Raw genomic sequence first — 16,460 nt, forward strand, 5'->3', positions numbered from 1 at the left:
GGAGGTCTTCGTGCCACTCCAGGATGGGTACGGCGTCTTTGATCGGGACGATCGATCGATACTTTCGTGACGACCCAGATGATTTTGGCCGTTATTACCATGGCAACCTCATCGTGGCCGCCCCCGCGGGCCACTACCGGTGTGCCATCGACGTCGACTCGAAGCAATCAGCGGTCGGCGTGGAATGGAGGACGGTGCTGCTAGGAGCCACGCATCTCGAGCAGGTACTCTCGCTTGGCTCTGGCTATCACCCGTTGACCAGCCGTCCGAGCGCCGGCGCGCTCGATTACATGCGAAGCCCGATGCTGGCCCTATCCAACGGATGCTCATTGCCCGACGCCACAGCCGTGTGGAAGCGCGGCACAGGGCTCGAGGCGCTCGAGGATCTCGAGCCGCTCGTGCAGGTCACGCAGGACGGCAACCTTGCCGTGCTCGTCTACGGTGAGCCTTTTGCCACGGGGCTGGGGATGCACAATGTCCATCAGGACCAGGGTGATCCACCAGGCTCTCCCTGGTCCCTGGAAAACGGCATCTGGCAAGACGGCTGCACCATCCTTCAACAAACCGCTGACACATACGTCGCCTTCATGAACAAGTTCAGCTCGCAGTCGTATCGAACCGACGAGGATGGACGTCCCGTGTAGCAATTGCCACGCCGCCCTGTGCCCCATCTCTCCGATTGCCTGCCGCCCATCGCCGCAGGTCGCGCGTATGTGTCATGTGTAGTACCTGATTCCGCACCTCGGGAAGTCTGTATTCTTGTTTGGGTTGCGCTGAACCGACAGCCCACGCACTTCGTTCCCTCATTCAGGCAGGTTCAGAGTCTACGAGCGCCGATGGTCTGGATTCTGCACCGGGCCCGCATGCACCCTGAATCGCAGCAGTTGTGGGCTACCCGTAGGTTGGCGTAGTAGCTTCCGCACCCGAGTAGTACGTACTCGCATTTACTGTGCACTAAGCAGTGCTAGCGAGCACTTCGTTCCCCCAAAGCACGAGCACATGGCAACGGCACCCCTCCAAAGGACTGGGCAGGGATCTTGCCTCCTCGCCAGACGTGCGCGGAGCACGACACAGGAGATGTCACCGATGGGGTGGGCCATGACGCGTTTCGGCAAGGGTCTACTGATTAGCCTCACCTGTTTCGCCGCCTGGGTCACTTCGGCCGATGTGGCTTCAGGGCAGTTCTGTACATCGACCCAAACATCGTGCGTGGCAGGGTGTACCACACCACCGCCTCCGCCAAACTGCGCGAGCGTATGCCGAGAACGGTGCGAGGGGAAGATTTGGGATGGTGTACCGCCCAAATGGAGTTGCGGCGGTTCAGCGTGCCCGTACCCCAAGACGCAGCATACGTGGTCATGTTCCTGTGTGGCTAATCCTTGCCCTGACGAGTGTGGGTGTCCCGACGGAACACGCGAGGCTGCCGACCCCAAGTACGATGAGTGCGGATGTCCCACGAACTGTATTCCGCAGGAGTGTGGTGGTGAACAGTGCACACCAATAGTGGTCGTGCTGGAGCCGGGCCCGCTTCGTATGAGCAACCTGGAAGAAGGTGTCCTCTTCGACATCGCTTCTCGAGGGACGATGGATCGTATCTCGTGGCCGGTGAACGCCGATCACGCGTGGCTCGCCATGGACCGCAATGGCAACGGGGTCATAGACGATGGCTCCGAATTGTTTGGCAATACTCGTGCGCTCGCCTCGGGCGCTTGGCCGAAGCACGGCTACGAGCTACTGGCCGAGCTGGATGCAAATGGAGATGGCAAAATCGATGCTTCCGATCCAGAATTCGGGTCGCTGCGCCTCTGGCGAGACGCAGCACGAGATGGTGTCTGCGATTCGTCTGAGCTACACAGCCTTCCATCTGTCGGCATTGCATCCATATCACTGGACTACCGCGGGCCACAGCGCACGGATCGGTGGGGAAACAAAGTGCTCTTTCGATCAATGGTCTCCGCTTTGGCACGACCACGCATACGCTTCGCGTACGATGTTGTTCCACTCCGAGAACGGCGTTAACAGGGAAGTCGATGCTGTGGGTGACCGGGGCTTGCGCGTTTGTGCTTCGGAAGTACGCAGCAAGCACGAAAGCAGGCGTATAAATGACGAGCAGCCTTGATTCGATGAGATACTGGAAGGGCCATTTCATAGCGCCCCATACGAGGTGACTTGTGGTGCGTGCCATCCTCTTGGTTCTCGCGGTGACTTCCATGATGCTCGACCCTTCCGGTCCGGGAGAAAAGCGTGTCACCCTGCCGGCCTGGGTGTCCGGCGCTCGATGCGATGTGATGCAAGATGAGAAAGTGTTGCTCCGGCAAGAGGGGCACGAGCAGCGGTTCGAATGTAGCGACGAGTCGAAGTGGGTATCGTGCAATTTCGACAACGCCGAACCCATCGACCTGCCGCTGGCGACTCTTTGTCGCGCGCGGGCCCTGCCCTTGTACGAAGCCGATACGCTGGTAGTGGAATCCGAAGAGGATGCCGAGTTGAAGATTGAGTGGTTGAATCTGAGCTGGGACGGTCCTGCGCCGATCGTCGCAACGCGTCAGATTACCTCGCAGGAGCAGACATCGATCCTTCTCTCGCGGCATCCGCAAAGGCTGATCCGCGTCTATCGGGAGGGTGCTTCACCTCTGACCGCGGCGTCGACAGATCTGCCGCGAGACCGTCCGTGGAGTTTACCTGCACCGGTTGCAGGCGCTGAGATAGCCGTCGGCATCGAACAAGCGGAGGTTCGCCCGGAGCTTCTCCGGATTACCGGACCGTCGACACGAGCAGCCGTCATCGGGAACGCTTTTTTGCTGTCGTTGCCGGCCGTCTGGCCAGGCGATTACGTCGTGACACCGGTGTACGCGGGGGGAGTCGCTGGTCGACCACGAGCGGTCAGCGTCGCTGAGGGACAGTCCGAGCTCCTGACCATGCAGGCTGAGCGTGTAGGTGCGGTGCAGGCTGTTATCGACCAAACGCTCTGCGGCCGCGTGTCGGGCGGCGTCATGAAGATCACAACGCCGCGCTTCAGAGAGATCGCCCGCACTGCGCTCGCTGGCACCTGCAGTCAAGCGGTGGCCGGCCTTTCGCCTGGCGCGTATGAATTGTCCTTCGAGCATTCAGGCGGCATCGTCGCGAGGCAACCTTTGACGATAGCTGCTCAGCAGGTCACGTCTCTACGCATCGGAGGAGCACGGGCCTATGGCGTGGTCCTTGTGAATGGACAACCCGCGCCGGGCGTGACCGTGGAGTTCACCGCGCAACCTCAGGATGACAGGATGCAGAACATCACGGCCGTTAGCGACGCCGCGGGTGGATACGAGGCGATTCTGCCTGAGCCAGGAACGTATCGAGTCCGATTTGAGCGGAAACGAGTGGAACTGATGGGGCAGGACCAGCTTGCCACGATCAGCGCTGGCGACAATGCGCTCGATTGGTCCATTGAGGGTGGCACGCTCGAGGTTCACCTCAGGGGCCATGATCTTCACTGGCCCGTCGATGTGGTGTTGAGAAATGTACGGCCGACGGGGCCAGGAACCATTCGACTGGGTGTGGAGGTCACAGAGTCGCAGGACTTGCCGCTTGTGGTAGAAGGCTTGGGCTTTGGATCCTTTGAAGTCCAAGCGCGCGAGCGGCAGAGCGCGTCCGCGCAACGCCAGAAGTCATCTTCCTATCAAACTATCACTCTCGATGAACAAGAACACACGGCGACTGTGACGCTGGAGCTTCGAGAATACAACAGCACCCTGGTGCTTCGGGATGCCGCCGATAATCCCATTAGCGGGGCACGCGTGTGGTCTTGGGACGCGGAATGGGACGAGGTGGCACGTGGAAGCTATTCACAGGAAGGCGCCTCCCCTGGTGATCAACTGAGCATTCGAGCAGAAGGCTTCATGCCGACTTGCAGGCGCGTCACGAGCGAAGGTGAGACGATCGTCACACTCGAGCGAGGGGCTCCCGTCGAAGTCGTCTTTGCCGGCTATGGCGCGCTAACAGAACCCGCGGGCCTAGTCAGATGGCCCGGTACGGACTGCCCAGTGCCACTCGAGGGCTTTGCCTACGTCCGAATCGGTGCTGGACAGCATGATGAAATGAAGTTTGCCTTTCCAGGGTTTCCGCGTTCAGCCGAGATATGGCATAGCGTTGATGATTTTTACCCCCGTCATTGGGAGAGGATCTACGTCGGACCAGATGGCGCAGCGCGCGTCGACCAGGCCAAACAATGAGGCAGGCCCACTCCGAGCGCTCGATTCGCCGATGGAGTAGCTCAGGGATAGAGCAGGAACGGTTTGCGGGTCTCGAGGAACTCCGTGGCCTGCTGGTCCCAATCCTCGAGGAGGGACAGGAGCCGACCCTCTTCGATAGCAAGCCTCACCCTGTCCGAGCCCGTGAGGCGATCGATCGTGGCGCCCCAAGCGAAGTCATGCGGGTGCTGCCTCCGGATCTGGTCGATGAGCAGGAGCGACGTACGGACCGGTCTGTACGCCTGCCGGTCCGTGATGACGAAGCGGATAGCGGGGATCGTCTGTCCAGGGAACTTGGCAGCCGAGTGTGCCACAGGCATCGTGATCGCCTCGAAGCGGATACCTGGAAGCTGCATCTCGTTCATCAGCTTGACCACGTCCGGTGCGTTCAGCCACGAAGCCCCGATCTGCTCGAAGGGGCTGTCCGTGCCCCGGCCCTCTGTCAGGTTCGTGCCTTCGAAGTAGACGGATCCCGGATAGCTCTCCAACGCGGCCAGCGAGCGAAGGTTCGGCGAGGGGTTCACCCAGGGCAGTCCGGTCTGGTCGAACCATTGTGAGCGCCGCCAGTTCGCGACCCGTACGACGATCAGATCCGCACCGAGTCCGTGCCTCTGCTTGAACAACGTGGCCAGCTCGCCGACCGTCATCCCGTGACGTGCTGGGATGGGGTACATTCCTACGAAGGATTTGAACTTGGGGTCCAGCAGGGCCCCTTCGACGATCTCCCCCCCAATTGGATTGGGTCGATCGAGGACGACGAACGGAATCTTCTTGTTCGCCGCCGCCTGCATCGACAGGGCCATGGTCGAGACGTAGGTCCACGTGCGACTCCCCACCTCCTGGAGGTCGTAGACCAGAACGTCCACGTCCTTCAGCATCTGTGGCGTGGGACCGCGATCCTCGGCGATATAGAGAGAAAAGATCGGAATGCCCGTCTTGGGATCGGCCTCTTCGACGATCTTCACACCCGCCTCGACGTCGCCCCGAATGCCGTGCTCCGGCGCGAGGAGCGCCACCAGCTTCAAATCTTTGTGCTGTGCGATCAGATCGACGTCGGAGGTCCTCGACCGGTCGATCCCGGTGTGGTTGGTGATGAGTCCGACCCGCTTGCCGTGCAGCGCGGGAGGCAGGTCGGCAAGGAAGACCTCAATGCCCGGGTGAACCGCCCCGAGCAGCGGATCAGCAAGCGGCGTCGGGGCTTGGGCGGTCCTCGGCGCGCAGGACGCAAGCAGCAACAGAGCAGGAAGGAAGACTCTCATCGTCTCTCGTGATCGTCAGGAACGGAAGGATAACGATACTATGTCGCTGATTTGAGGGCTCGCACGATTGCAGGTAGCCTATAGGACAGTATGGGATGGAGCCCTGGAGCGTTCCGCTCTGCGGCCAGCACTGCCGGATGGAGAACGTTGACGCCAATTGGAGGATCTGCCATGCCAAGCGCGCGGAGAGCGAGTGGGTTGCCTACGATCGCAGTGACTCTGGTGGTACTTGCGATCGCGTTCTCCGCCGTGGTCGTGGGGCAGCAGCAGGCCAGCGCAGATCTCATCCTGTTTGGCGCGCGCGTGTGGACCGGTGATGCCGACCGCCCGTGGGCCGAGGCGATTGCCATTCAGGGGCGCAAGATTGTTGCCGTTGACGGTGAGGAGGTGTTCCGCTTCCGCGGACCCAAGACGCGCGTCCTCCATTTGAACGGCCGGTTCATCGTACCTGGGTTCATCGACAGCCATACCCACTTCGACCGCGCGGGTCGGCTGCTCCTGGGCGTGGACCTGCTCGACGTCTCGGACGAGGCGCAGCTCGTCGAGCGCGTGCGCGAGGCACGGGACCGGCTACCCAAGGGCGCATGGCTCCTGGATGGCGACTGGGGGGCGTACGACGTATGGGAGCGGGGATCCGTGGGGCGCGGCAGACCGCGATCCGAGAAGCAAGGCGGGTTTCGTCCGGACCGCTTCGCGATCGACGAGATCACTCCTGACACACCGGTGCTGCTGTCGAAGTGGGATGAGTCACTGTATCTCGCGAACGGGAGAGCGCTCGCGCTTGCCAAGGCTTCGTGCGAGTGGGAAGGCGTCGAGTGCGACGCCAAGCAGCAGATGACGGGCCGTCTCAGCCCCGAGGCCGCAGCGCGCATCCGCCGCCTCGTACCGGCGCCCTCCCTCCAGCAGCGATTGGACGAGGCGCGCGCGGCGATGGCCCAATTGCGACGCTACGGCGTGACCACCATCCATGACAACACGTCGCCGCCCGCGCTCCAGGTGTTTCGTTGGCTGCGCTCATCGGGTGAGCTGACGGTTCGCGTGTACGCACGACCACGGCTCGACGAGTGGTACGAGGCGAGCAAGAAGGGCGACAAGCTCGAGCCCGGTGACGACTGGATCAGGTTTGGCGGTCTCAAAGGATTCGTCGACGGCATCATGGGCAACTCGTCTGCGCGCTTCTACGAGCCGTACGAGACGACCGGTGAGCGCGGCAGTTGGCGAGAGATGATGCAGCCGCGCGACAGGATGCTGTCGCTGTTGCTGGCGGCGGATGCCTCTGACCTTTCGCCGCAGGTGCATGCCATTGGTGACGAAGCCATCGACGTGCTACTCGACCTGTTCGAAGAGGTGGTGCGCACCAATGGGTCGAAGCCGCGGCGGTTTCGCGTGATCCATGCCCAGGTGCTGCGCGACGCGAAGGTCGCGGCGCGCATGGCGCGCCTTGGTGTGATCGCCGAGGTCCAGCCGTATCATGCGATTGACGATATGCGCTGGATGGAGGAGCGCATCGGCCGCCGGGCGCGCGGGGCGTACGCCTTCCGGACGCTCAAGGACGCCGGTGTGCGGCTCGGCTTCGGCAGCGATTGGCCGGGCACGAATGCCTCTCGGTACTCCGCGAGTCCCCTGCACGGCATTTACGCGGCGGTCACCCGGCAGTCACTCGATGGCCGGCCACGCGGTGGGTGGTTTCCTCAAGAGCGGATTGACGTCGAGACGGCTCTCCGCGCCTACACGGTGAACAACGCGTGGGCGGCGGGCGAGGAGGCCGTGAAGGGCTCGATCACCGCGGGCAAGCTCGCGGATCTCGTCGTGCTCGACCAAGATCCGTTCGAGGTGGAGTCCTCGGAGCTCAAGGACATCAAGGTCCTCTACACGATTCTCGACGGCCGCATCGTCCACCAGGCAGGCAAGTGAGAACCGGCGTCGAGACGCTGCTCCTCGACCAGAGCGCCGTGGCGGCTCTTTTTTCTTTTTCTCACGCACGACCCTAATGTCGCTTCCTGCAGTAGCCGATACAGGGTAGGGGGCTAACGCCTCCCACTCCCCCTTCTCGGCCCCGGTTCCGCACAGAGCCGGGGCTCTTTTTGTCTTTTGACCCCAGTAGATCGTGCATCGGCTGACCACTGACCACTGGCCACTGACCACTGCTTTTAAGAGGTTGGCGGCTCGTCGGCAATCTCGGCCGACGGCTCGTCCAGCGGCGACCAGCGGTCCTCGCCGTCGCGCTTGATGCCGAGGCGGCGGCGCTTCATGAGAAAGCCGCGGCGGGTCACACCGAGTTGACGGGCGGCGGCAGCAAAGGAACCGCGCGAGGCCTCGAGGGCATGCGCAATCATCGCACGCTCGAGCTGCTCGATTGCATGGTTGAGCGGCTGATTCAAGCGCAAGCGGACCTCGTGGCCACCGGCGGCACGTGCCGCACCGGTCTTTCGCGCTTCGAGGATCTCCGGCGTCAGCATATCCGGGGTGACGGTCTCGCCCGGAGCGGAGAGGGACACCGCGCGGCGGACTTCGTTGGCGAGCTGCCGGACATTGCCGGGCCAGTCGTACAACAAGAAGTACTCCATGACTTCGTCTGACAGCGCGGGCACGGGCCTCCGGAGCTCGGTGGTTTGCACGCGCGCGAAATGCTGGACCAGCGCGGGGATTTCCTCCGGGCGCTCTCGAAGGGGAGGGATGATGATGCGGCAGACGTTCAACCGGTAGTAGAGATCCTCTCGAAAGCGGCCGGCGCGGAGTAACTCGTTCAGTGGGGCATTGGTTGCGGCAATCACGCGCACGTTGGTGGCGACCGGCTGTGTGCGCCCAAGTGGATGGATCTCGCCGCTCTCGAGAAAGCGTAAGAGCTTTGGCTGGATCTCTGCGGTCATCTCGCCAATCTCATCGAGAAACAGCGTGCCGCCGTCCGCGCCGCGAATCACACCGGGGAAGTCCTCTTGCGCACCGGTGAATGCGCCTCGACGATAGCCGAAGAGTTGACTGTCGAGCATGTCGCGAGAGACGGCCGTGCAGTTGAACGGCACGAACGGGCCGCTGCTACAGTTCGAGAGGCGGTGAATCTCGCGTGCAATCACTTCCTTGCCGGTGCCGGTCTCGCCGAGCAGGAGCACCGGCAGGTCGGTCGGGGCCATGCGGCGCGCGCCGTCGAGCACTTCATGCATGGCGGGCGCGATGAAGATCCCTCGAGTATCGGCGAGCTGTTCCTCGATCGGCCAGAGGGACGAGCGCAGCCGCTCCTCGCGGGCGGCCGCGTCGAGGCGCGCGGCGGCGCGTGCGAGACGGCAGAGACTGACCACCGACGTGTGATCCTCGAGCGTGTCGTGTGGAATCACTTCGAGCTCCAACGCGCCGTCGTGGTCACGTCGCAGCGGCACCGCTGGGACGCTGGACCTCTTCCAGGCTCGCTCGTCCGCAACGGCGCCGATCGATTGCACGGTGCGCGGTACGCCACGAGGGGAGCGACGAACCAGACGTGCGGCGTGAGCCACGCCGAGCGTCTCGAGCAGGGCGAGGGTCTCTTCTCCGAGCAATGCCGGGCGGGATGCGGTAGCGAACAGATGGGCGGCTGCAGTCAGCATCTCCGTGCCGGAGGAACGGAGCGCGGACGCTGCATCGCGCGCTGGATCGGTCTCGACAGCAGCCGTTGGTTGCAAGGCTGCTGCGTGCTCGCGCTCCGCCTCGCGCAGCGCCGGGACATCGCGCACCGAGCGAAGGATGCGGACCGTGCGTTGGAAGCCGAGCTCCGCGGCTGCGGGCTGCCCGAGCTCGGCGAGGAGCTTGCTGCGAACGCGCTCCGCATCAGCGAGCACGCCAAGCGGCGCATCGTCCAACAACGTCAACGCGGTGATCAGTGCCTTGCTGGCTTCATCGGTCCGGCCGGCGCCGATGAGGGCTTGCGTGCGCAGCGACTGGAACTGTGCTCGCATCAGCCGGTCGGATCGCGGGGTGACTTCAGCAATGCCGTGATCAGCGACGCGGAGCGCTTCGTCGGGCCGGCCGACACGCAGCAGATATCGGGCACGTGTCAGTGAGATGTTGACGAGATTCCACGTCTTACGCGTTGGCTCAGAAGCAAGCGCATCGATTCTCGCGAATAGCTCGCCTGCCCCCTCCACATCCCCTTCGGCGAGACAGAGCTGTGCGGACGTGTCGAGCAGCGAGATCTGCACCTGCGGCAAATGTCCCGAAAACTCAAGGCCGCGCGCGATATATTTGCGCGCTTCATCGAACCGTCCGAGCTGGAGAGTGATGAGCCCAAGGTTGCCGATGCAGGCGATCAAGGTTCTTGCTTGGCCAGAGCGCTCTGCATCGAGTAGGGCAGTCTGCGCCTCACTGAGCGCTTCTTCTAAGCTGCCGTCTAGCGCTGCTACACAGCATACGCCGACACCAATGAAGGCACTGAGGACAAGGTTAGGGCTACCGATGAGTAGATCACGAGCGGCCAGAAAATGCCTCATCGACTCGTCTAAGGCCCCTCGTTTGCCCTCTATTTGGCCGATCCACGCGTGTAGCCAGGCCGTTAGCTGTGGGTCGGCACAGCGAAGCACGAGCCGACGTGTCTCCGAAGCGAGGTTCTTGGCAGCTTGTGTATCACCCAGATCATCGAGCGCCGAAAAGAGACGTAGGCGTGCCCGACAAGAAATGACTAAATCACCAGCGGAATCCGCGAGCTGAACCGAATGTCTGAGGTCGGAAAGAGCGTCTGGAATACGTGCTAAATTGAAGGCCGCTGTTCCGTGTATAAGATATGCGACGGCGAGTTCTTGGTCTTCAAGCTGCCCGCGTTTAAACTCGCTTTGTAAACGGGTAATTGCTTCAGAGTTGCTTCCGGTTTGCTGCAGAAGGTCTGCGACTCCGAGGCGGGTCCTGAGGTCAGGCTTACTTAGTGCGCTCAATCTGCGCAGCGCAGCAAGAAGACGCCCTGACCTCAGATCACCACGAACGGATGGAGGGTATTCGTAGCCCACGGGGAACCAGTACAGTACCGAGGCTTGTCACTCGTCAAAAATTGCCCCAGGATGCTCTGGCTCAACCCCTCATGTCAACCAATGTCCTGGCTGACAGACCGAGCTAGCGGAGTTCTAATGTGAACGCGAAGGCCAAACCGTAGCGCAGAGCTCCCTGCCCTCGCCACCTACCCGCGCGGACGCCGCGCTGCCTTCGGTTTCACCAAGACGCTCCGCTAGTCACCTCAAACTCAATTCTCATTCGAGACCGCGCTTGTGCCCCAGACCCAATTTGTACCCCAGACCCAATTAGTGCCCCAAACCAAGTTCGTGCTGGAGACTGCGGTCGTGCCCCAAACCAAATTCGTTCCCCACACCCAGTTGGTGCCCCACACCCAGTTGGTGCCCCACACCCAGTTGGTGCCTTGAACTCGGACTGCACCACGGGGTGCCTGCTCGCCGTGCTCCGTCGGCACCCACGCAACTCCCTGACCAACTACCCGTTGAGTTGCCACCCTGACCACCGGTACTTTGTCCCGATGAGTAGCGAGCAAGACCGCTCCTGGGACGTTTAACTCTCCGGCGCCACTCGTGAGGACGCCATCTCGGGGCATCAGGCTCGCGGTGGTTTGCAACATGTATTTGACCTGCGCCGGGCTCAGCTCTGGATTCGACTCCAGCAGCAGCGCTGCGGCGCCAGCAACAACGCCGGTCGCCTGACTCGTCCCCGACAGCGTCAGGTATCGGCGGTCCGGAGAGACGTTGTCCGCAAACTTACTTGCGAGCGTCGTGCCAGGTGTGGTGAGCGACCGGATGAGGCGGCCAGGAGCCACGATGTCCGGCTTCAGAAACCCGTCGAGGTAGCTCGGTCCCTTGGAGCTCCAGAGCGGCACCACGTCATCGCTGCGCTCCGGCGTCTCCCGGGTGTCCACGGCGCCCACGGTGATCACGTCCGGCGCATTCCCCGGTGAGCTGATGGCGCCGACAATGCCCCGGCCGTCCTTCGTTTGCCCCTGATTGCCCGCTGATGCCACTACCACGAGACCCGCTTCCACGGCGCGCTGCGCAGCCTGCGAGAGCGGATCATCCCGCCAAGAGGAGGTGGCCGCCTTGCCGACCGAGAGGTTCAACACGCGAATCCCGAGCCGCTCCTTGTTCGCGATCGTCCACTCGATGGCCTCGATGACCGTGCTCGCCACGGCCTTGCCTTCCTCATCCAGCACGCGCAGGCTAATGAGCTCCGCTTCGGGCGCCATGCCCTTGAAGTCGGTCCCATTTCCCGCCACAATGCCCGCGACATGTGTGCCGTGGCCATAGGCATCACGGCCATCTCCACCGGTAAAATCAACGTGCAATACCACTTGCTGGCCGAGCGCAGGGTGGCGATCCACGATGCCGGAATCGACCAGCGCAACACGCACGCCGCGGCCCGTCAGGCCTGGTACTCCAGCAATGCCCTCCCACACTTGGTCCGCGCCGGTCGACGCATTTGTCACCGCCATCGTCGGAACGACGAGGTCGTCACCGGAGATCGCGTCCAGGGACGAGTCCGTCACCAGCGACTCGAGCGCCCCTTGCGTAACAGTCAAGACAGCCCCTGCGCGGAGCCGCTTTTTCACGCGTGCGCCGTACGCCTCCGCCAACGCTGCCAGGCGATCCGCGTCGCCGCGAACGATGACGTCTGTCGTCGTAAAGCCCGCAGTGACCTTCGTTTGGAGCGACGAGGAGAGGCGCGCTCGATGTGGGCCAGGCGCAGCCAGCGCCGAGGCGGACACCAGCAACGCCAGCGCCAGCGTGAGCAGAGCGCTCGTCAGCCAAGCGGTCCGACGATATTCCAGGGACGACGAGCGAAAACCCAACAACTCCATGCGATTAGCTCCCAGTCTCAGCGGTGTTGACAACGACTCCAGATGGTGGAGAGAGAGGCTACAGTCGAGGCGTAGAGGAGCACGGAACGTACCAGATCGCAGTTTTTGCAACATCTCGTGCGGGGCGACAATTGCAGAAATTGCAACGTCCGCGCCCTCGGATGCCGATTGCAATTTCTGCAATGAGCCAGGAGTGGGGCTGCCGCCTGTTGCAAAATCGGCCAAGATTTTGTCCGGCTGCCACAGGTATCGACAGGATCTAGAGATGGTTAGGGACGTAACTTATACAAGTTAAATAGGTTGCGTCGTCAGTCAACTCGTTGTCTGCGGTGGGCAAGATCTTGACCGGAAAAAACCGCCTTCGGAGAAGCACTTTTGCTGTGGTCGCGCTCATGCTCGCCGGCACCATTGGTGCCGCGCTCTGGTGGACGGCCGCCTCCCCGTCGCCGCCTGACGCCGCGCCTGATGGCCGGGTCGCACGTGCGACATTCCGCAATGAGCCGCGCTCGTTCAATCGCATCGTGGCCGGGCACGCTGAGACACTGGCTGTAAGCTGGCTCATCAATGCCCCGCTCGTCACGTTGGACCCGCGCACGTTCGAGGTCATCCCCGCCCTCGCGGAGAGCTGGACACGGTCCGATGACGGCCGGCGATGGACGATCAGGCTGCGGCGAGGTGTGCGTTTCTCGGACGACACCCCGTTCACGGCAGACGATGTGCTGTTTACGTTCGACGCCATCTACGATGAACAGGCGGCCAGCCCACTCGCCGGTGCGCTCCAGGTGGGTGGGCAACCACTTCAGGCCGAGGCGGCGGATCCCCACACGGTCATCCTCACGACGGCGGCACCGCTCGGCGCTGGCCTACGGCTGTTGGCCGACATCCCCATCCTTCCGAAGCACAAGCTTCGGGACGCGCTGGATCGCGGACGGTTTCGCGACGCGTGGAATATCGGGACACCACCGAGCGAGATCGTAGGATTGGGACCATTCGTCCTGCGTGATTACCGGCCGGGTGAGCGGCTGCTCCTGCGCCGAAACCCACACTATTGGCGGCGAGATGTAAGCGGCCGCCGCCTTCCGTACTTGAACGAGCTGGTGGTCGACATCGTCCCGGATCAAAACGCGGAGGTCCTCCGGCTGTTTGCGGGTGACAGCGACATGATGTTCGGCGCCTTGCGCCCCGAGGATCTGCCAGAGGCGCGACGTCTCGAGCGGGCGGGACGCCTCGGCTTGCACGACGCGGGAATCGGCCTCGACGCCGACTTCCTGTGGTTCAACCTCATCTCCGGCGCAAATCGCACCAAGCCGTGGCTGCAGCGGCTCGAGCTACGTCAGGCCGCCTCGCTTGCGGTCGACCGTCAAGCGTTTGCAGACACCGTCTACCTTGGTGAGGGCGTGCCGATTGCGGGGCCGGTGACGCCTGGGAATCGCGCCTGGTCCGCCTCCGATCTGCCGGTGTCTCGTCCCAATGTGGCACGTGCGCGCGAAACGCTGGCCTCGATCGGCCTGCGCGATCGAGACAGCGATGGCCTTGTCGAGACCGCGGCGGGTGGGCCGGCGCAGATCACGCTGCTCACGCAGCGGGGCAACACGCTTCGCGAGCGTGGTGCGTCGGTCATCGAGCAAGACCTCCGCGCCATCGGCCTTGCGGTGAACGTCGTTGCTCTCGATCGGCCGGCGCTCATCGAGCGGCTGATTGCCGGGGAGTACGAGGCGCTCTACTTCGGCGCCGTGACGAGCGACACCGACCCCGCCTCGAACTTGGACTTCTGGCTCTCGCGTGGCGCGTTTCACGCGTGGCATCCCGGCCAGGAGCATCCAGCAACGGAGTGGGAGGCGGAGATCGACCGGCTCATGCTGCAGCAGGCGGTCACGCTCGACCCGGCGGCGCGCAAGCGGATCTTCAATCGCGTGCAGCACATCTTCGCCGACAACGTTCCCGCGCTCTTCTTCGCTGCGCCGCGGCTCACCGTCGCGACCAGCGCGCATGTTCAGAACGTCGTTCCTGGATCCCTTCACCCGTATCTCCTGTGGCAAGCGGCCGGCATCCTATTGGGCGAGACCACCGAATGACGCGCCTGATTGCTCGCCGCGCTGGCTTTGCGCTGCTGCTCGTCCTGACCGTCACGATGTCGGCTGCGGCACTCGTCACGGTGGCGCCTGGAGACATCACCAGCGAAACCTTCGGGAGCGGGGCAAGCGCCGAGACGATCGCGCGGGAGCGTGCTCGCCTCGGCCTCGATCAACCGGCCAGCACGCGGTTCGCCGCCTGGTTGCAACGCGTGCTTCGCCTCGATTTCGGGCGATCGTTCAAATACGAGCGCCCGGTCGCGCCGCTGGTCATCGAGCGCGCACGGAACACCGCCGTGCTCGGCTTGGTGGCGCTGCTGCTCGGCACGGCGCTGGGGGTGCCGTTGGGAGTCATCGCGGCCGGTTCGCGTCATGTGTGGCTGCGGCGGGCCGTTGCCACCGTCTCGACTCTGCTGCTCTCGCTCCCGCCTTTGGTGTTTGCCCTGCTGCTCTTGTTCCTTGCGCTTCGCACGCGCGTGCTGCCGGCGGGCGGTATGAGCGCACCAGGGCCAGACGAGGCGGGCTGGCTCGTGGCGGGTGGCGATCTGGCGCGGCACCTTGTCGTGCCGTCTCTCGCGCTCGGACTGCCGCTTGCCGCCATGATCGAGCGGCTGCAGGCGCGCGCGCTGAGCGAGAGCTTGCGCGAGCCGTTCATGCTCGCGGCAGCCGCACGCGGTCTGCCGCGTCGGCGATTGCTCTGGCACCACGCGTTTCGTCACGCGCTCGCACCGGTTCTCGCCGTCTACGGCCTCGTGGCCGGCAGTCTCCTCGGCGGCTCGTTCATCGTGGAGATCGTGACGGCCTGGCCGGGGCTCGGCAGACTCACCTACGACGCGCTGGTGTCACGCGACCTGAACCTCGCGGCCGGCTGTGCGGCGGCGGGCGCAGTGATTCTCGCCGTCGCGACGCTTCTGTCGGATGTGGCTTTGGCATTTGCGGATCCGCGGAGCAGAGACTGGTAGGGCGGGGCAGTAACAGCGCGACGAGGGCGCGTCGGGCGCGAGCTCGAGCTGGAGAGGTGCGTGTCCAGAGCAAGACGAGTCGGTGCGGTCTTATTGGGTGTCATGGTCACCGCCTCGGTCCTTGCGCCGTGGCTTGCGCCCAATCCGCCCGGGCTGCAGTTTCGCGGCTACCTGCTCGCGCCCCCCATGCGACCGCGTCTCGTCACCGCCTCTGGGCAGATGCGGACGCCGTTCGTGTATCCCCTCGAGCTGCGCGATCGGCTGACCCGGACCTTCGAAGAAGACAGGAGCCGGCTGGTGTCGCTCAGCATCGCGCACCAGGGTCGACTCGTCACCAGCGTGGATCCGCGTGTGCCGCTGCTCTTGCTTGGCGCAGATAGCCTTGGTCGCGACGTGCTGGCGCGACTGCTTCACGGCGGCCGGCTCTCGCTCGGCGTCGCAGGGGTGGGCGTCGCTGGAGCCCTGCTCATTGGACTGATCATTGGCGTCACGGCCGGCATGGCTGGCCACGTCGCGGACACGCTCCTGATGCGCGTGACAGAGCTGGTCATCGTGCTTCCGGTGCTCTACGCGGTGCTGGCGCTGAGGGCCGCTCTGCCGCTCTTCCTGCCTACGGCCGCGGTCTTCGCCGCGATTGCAAGCGTACTGGCGCTCGTGGGCTGGCCGACAGTCGCGCGCGGCGTCCGCACAATTGTTGCGACGGAGCGCACACGTGAATATGTGCTTGCGGCGCGTGCCGCAGGCGCATCACCGTGGCGTATTGCCGTGCATCACCTGCTGCCTGCCACCCGCAGCTTTCTCGGGACGCAAGCGCTCTGGCTGCTGCCTGCGTTCATGCTCGCCGAGGTCACACTCTCGTTCGTGGGCCTCGGGTTCGGCGGGCCAGTGCCGAGCTGGGGCACGATGTTGCAAGAGGCCGCGAACGTACAGGTCATGCGAGACGCGCCCTGGGTGTTGAGCCCGGCGCTGGCGATTGCGTTGACCGTGCTCGGTGTGAATCTCCTGCTCGAAGCGGCCGACGCGCCCCGTTCGTGATGCACGGTCCGCGCAGCCTGAAACCGCGCGCTACCGGGTGTGATGGAATGCGTATGGCAGGCCGCTACGATCGAGCTTCAGCCGTA

The 16,460-nt window shown here is 63.6% G+C and carries 9 protein-coding genes and 1 pseudogene; 7 read left to right on the plus strand and 3 right to left on the minus strand.

Features of this window, described 5'->3' with window-relative positions:
• The first annotated feature begins 10 nt into the window (after positions 1 to 10).
• From GEV06_05180 to GEV06_05190, 3 genes and pseudogenes are all read left to right on the plus strand, one after another.
• Positions 11 to 644 (plus strand): annotated as a pseudogene (locus GEV06_05180) (DUF2278 family protein).
• Between the two features lie 889 nt (positions 645 to 1,533).
• Positions 1,534 to 2,019 carry a hypothetical protein gene (locus GEV06_05185; protein MPZ17291.1) on the plus strand — a complete coding sequence of 162 codons (486 nt, stop codon included), beginning with the start codon at positions 1,534 to 1,536 and terminating at the stop codon, positions 2,017 to 2,019.
• 152 nt (positions 2,020 to 2,171) lie between these two features.
• Positions 2,172 to 4,214, plus strand: coding sequence for a hypothetical protein (locus GEV06_05190; GenBank protein MPZ17292.1), 2,043 nt, complete (start codon positions 2,172 to 2,174; stop codon positions 4,212 to 4,214).
• A 41-nt stretch (positions 4,215 to 4,255) separates the two neighbouring features.
• Here the strand turns inward: GEV06_05190 and GEV06_05195 are convergent, their stop codons facing one another.
• Positions 4,256 to 5,491: a DUF1343 domain-containing protein gene (locus GEV06_05195; GenBank protein MPZ17293.1), complete on the minus strand. Its 1,236-nt coding sequence runs from the start codon at positions 5,489 to 5,491 to the stop codon at positions 4,256 to 4,258.
• 90 nt (positions 5,492 to 5,581) lie between these two features.
• Between GEV06_05195 and GEV06_05200 the strand changes: the two genes are divergently transcribed.
• Entirely contained in the window at positions 5,582 to 7,405 is a 1,824-nt protein-coding gene (locus GEV06_05200; GenBank protein MPZ17294.1) for an amidohydrolase family protein, read from the plus strand.
• Positions 7,406 to 7,641: 236 nt separating this feature from the next.
• Here the strand turns inward: GEV06_05200 and GEV06_05205 are convergent, their stop codons facing one another.
• Positions 7,642 to 9,948 (minus strand): AAA domain-containing protein, encoded by a 2,307-nt coding sequence (locus GEV06_05205; GenBank protein MPZ17295.1) that lies wholly within the window; start codon positions 9,946 to 9,948, stop codon positions 7,642 to 7,644.
• Positions 9,949 to 10,688: 740 nt separating this feature from the next.
• Positions 10,689 to 12,419, minus strand: a complete 1,731-nt coding sequence (locus GEV06_05210) for a S8 family serine peptidase (protein MPZ17296.1) — start codon at positions 12,417 to 12,419, stop codon at positions 10,689 to 10,691.
• Positions 12,420 to 12,685: 266 nt separating this feature from the next.
• Here GEV06_05210 and GEV06_05215 point away from each other — a divergent pair, with 266 nt between their 5' ends.
• The 3 genes from GEV06_05215 to GEV06_05225 are packed head-to-tail and all read left to right on the plus strand — an operon-like array spanning position 12,686 to position 16,374.
• Positions 12,686 to 14,380, plus strand: a complete 1,695-nt coding sequence (locus tag GEV06_05215; GenBank protein MPZ17297.1) for a hypothetical protein — start codon at positions 12,686 to 12,688, stop codon at positions 14,378 to 14,380.
• Entirely contained in the window at positions 14,377 to 15,339 is a 963-nt protein-coding gene (locus tag GEV06_05220) for an ABC transporter permease subunit (GenBank protein MPZ17298.1), read from the plus strand. The genes GEV06_05215 and GEV06_05220 overlap by 4 nt, the downstream gene beginning before the upstream one ends.
• Before the next feature lie 60 nt (positions 15,340 to 15,399).
• A complete protein-coding gene (locus tag GEV06_05225) occupies positions 15,400 to 16,374 on the plus strand; it encodes an ABC transporter permease subunit (protein MPZ17299.1) in 975 nt (324 codons plus the stop codon).
• The last annotated feature ends 86 nt before the right edge of the window (positions 16,375 to 16,460 follow it).

The organism is Luteitalea sp., from assembly GCA_009377605.1.
Taxonomy (GTDB): Bacteria; Acidobacteriota; Vicinamibacteria; order Vicinamibacterales; family Vicinamibacteraceae; genus WHTT01.

Coding starts and splice junctions, on each gene's coding strand:
- GEV06_05195 (MPZ17293.1), bottom strand. CDS start 5,491: ATGAGAGTCTTCCTTCCTGCTCTGTTGCTGCTTGCGTCCTGCGCGCCG.
- GEV06_05220 (MPZ17298.1), top strand. CDS start 14,377: ATGACGCGCCTGATTGCTCGCCGCGCTGGCTTTGCGCTGCTGCTCGTC.
- GEV06_05185 (MPZ17291.1), top strand. CDS start 1,534: ATGAGCAACCTGGAAGAAGGTGTCCTCTTCGACATCGCTTCTCGAGGG.
- GEV06_05200 (MPZ17294.1), top strand. CDS start 5,582: ATGGGATGGAGCCCTGGAGCGTTCCGCTCTGCGGCCAGCACTGCCGGA.
- GEV06_05205 (MPZ17295.1), bottom strand. CDS start 9,948: ATGAGGCATTTTCTGGCCGCTCGTGATCTACTCATCGGTAGCCCTAAC.
- GEV06_05210 (MPZ17296.1), bottom strand. CDS start 12,419: ATGTTGCAAAAACTGCGATCTGGTACGTTCCGTGCTCCTCTACGCCTC.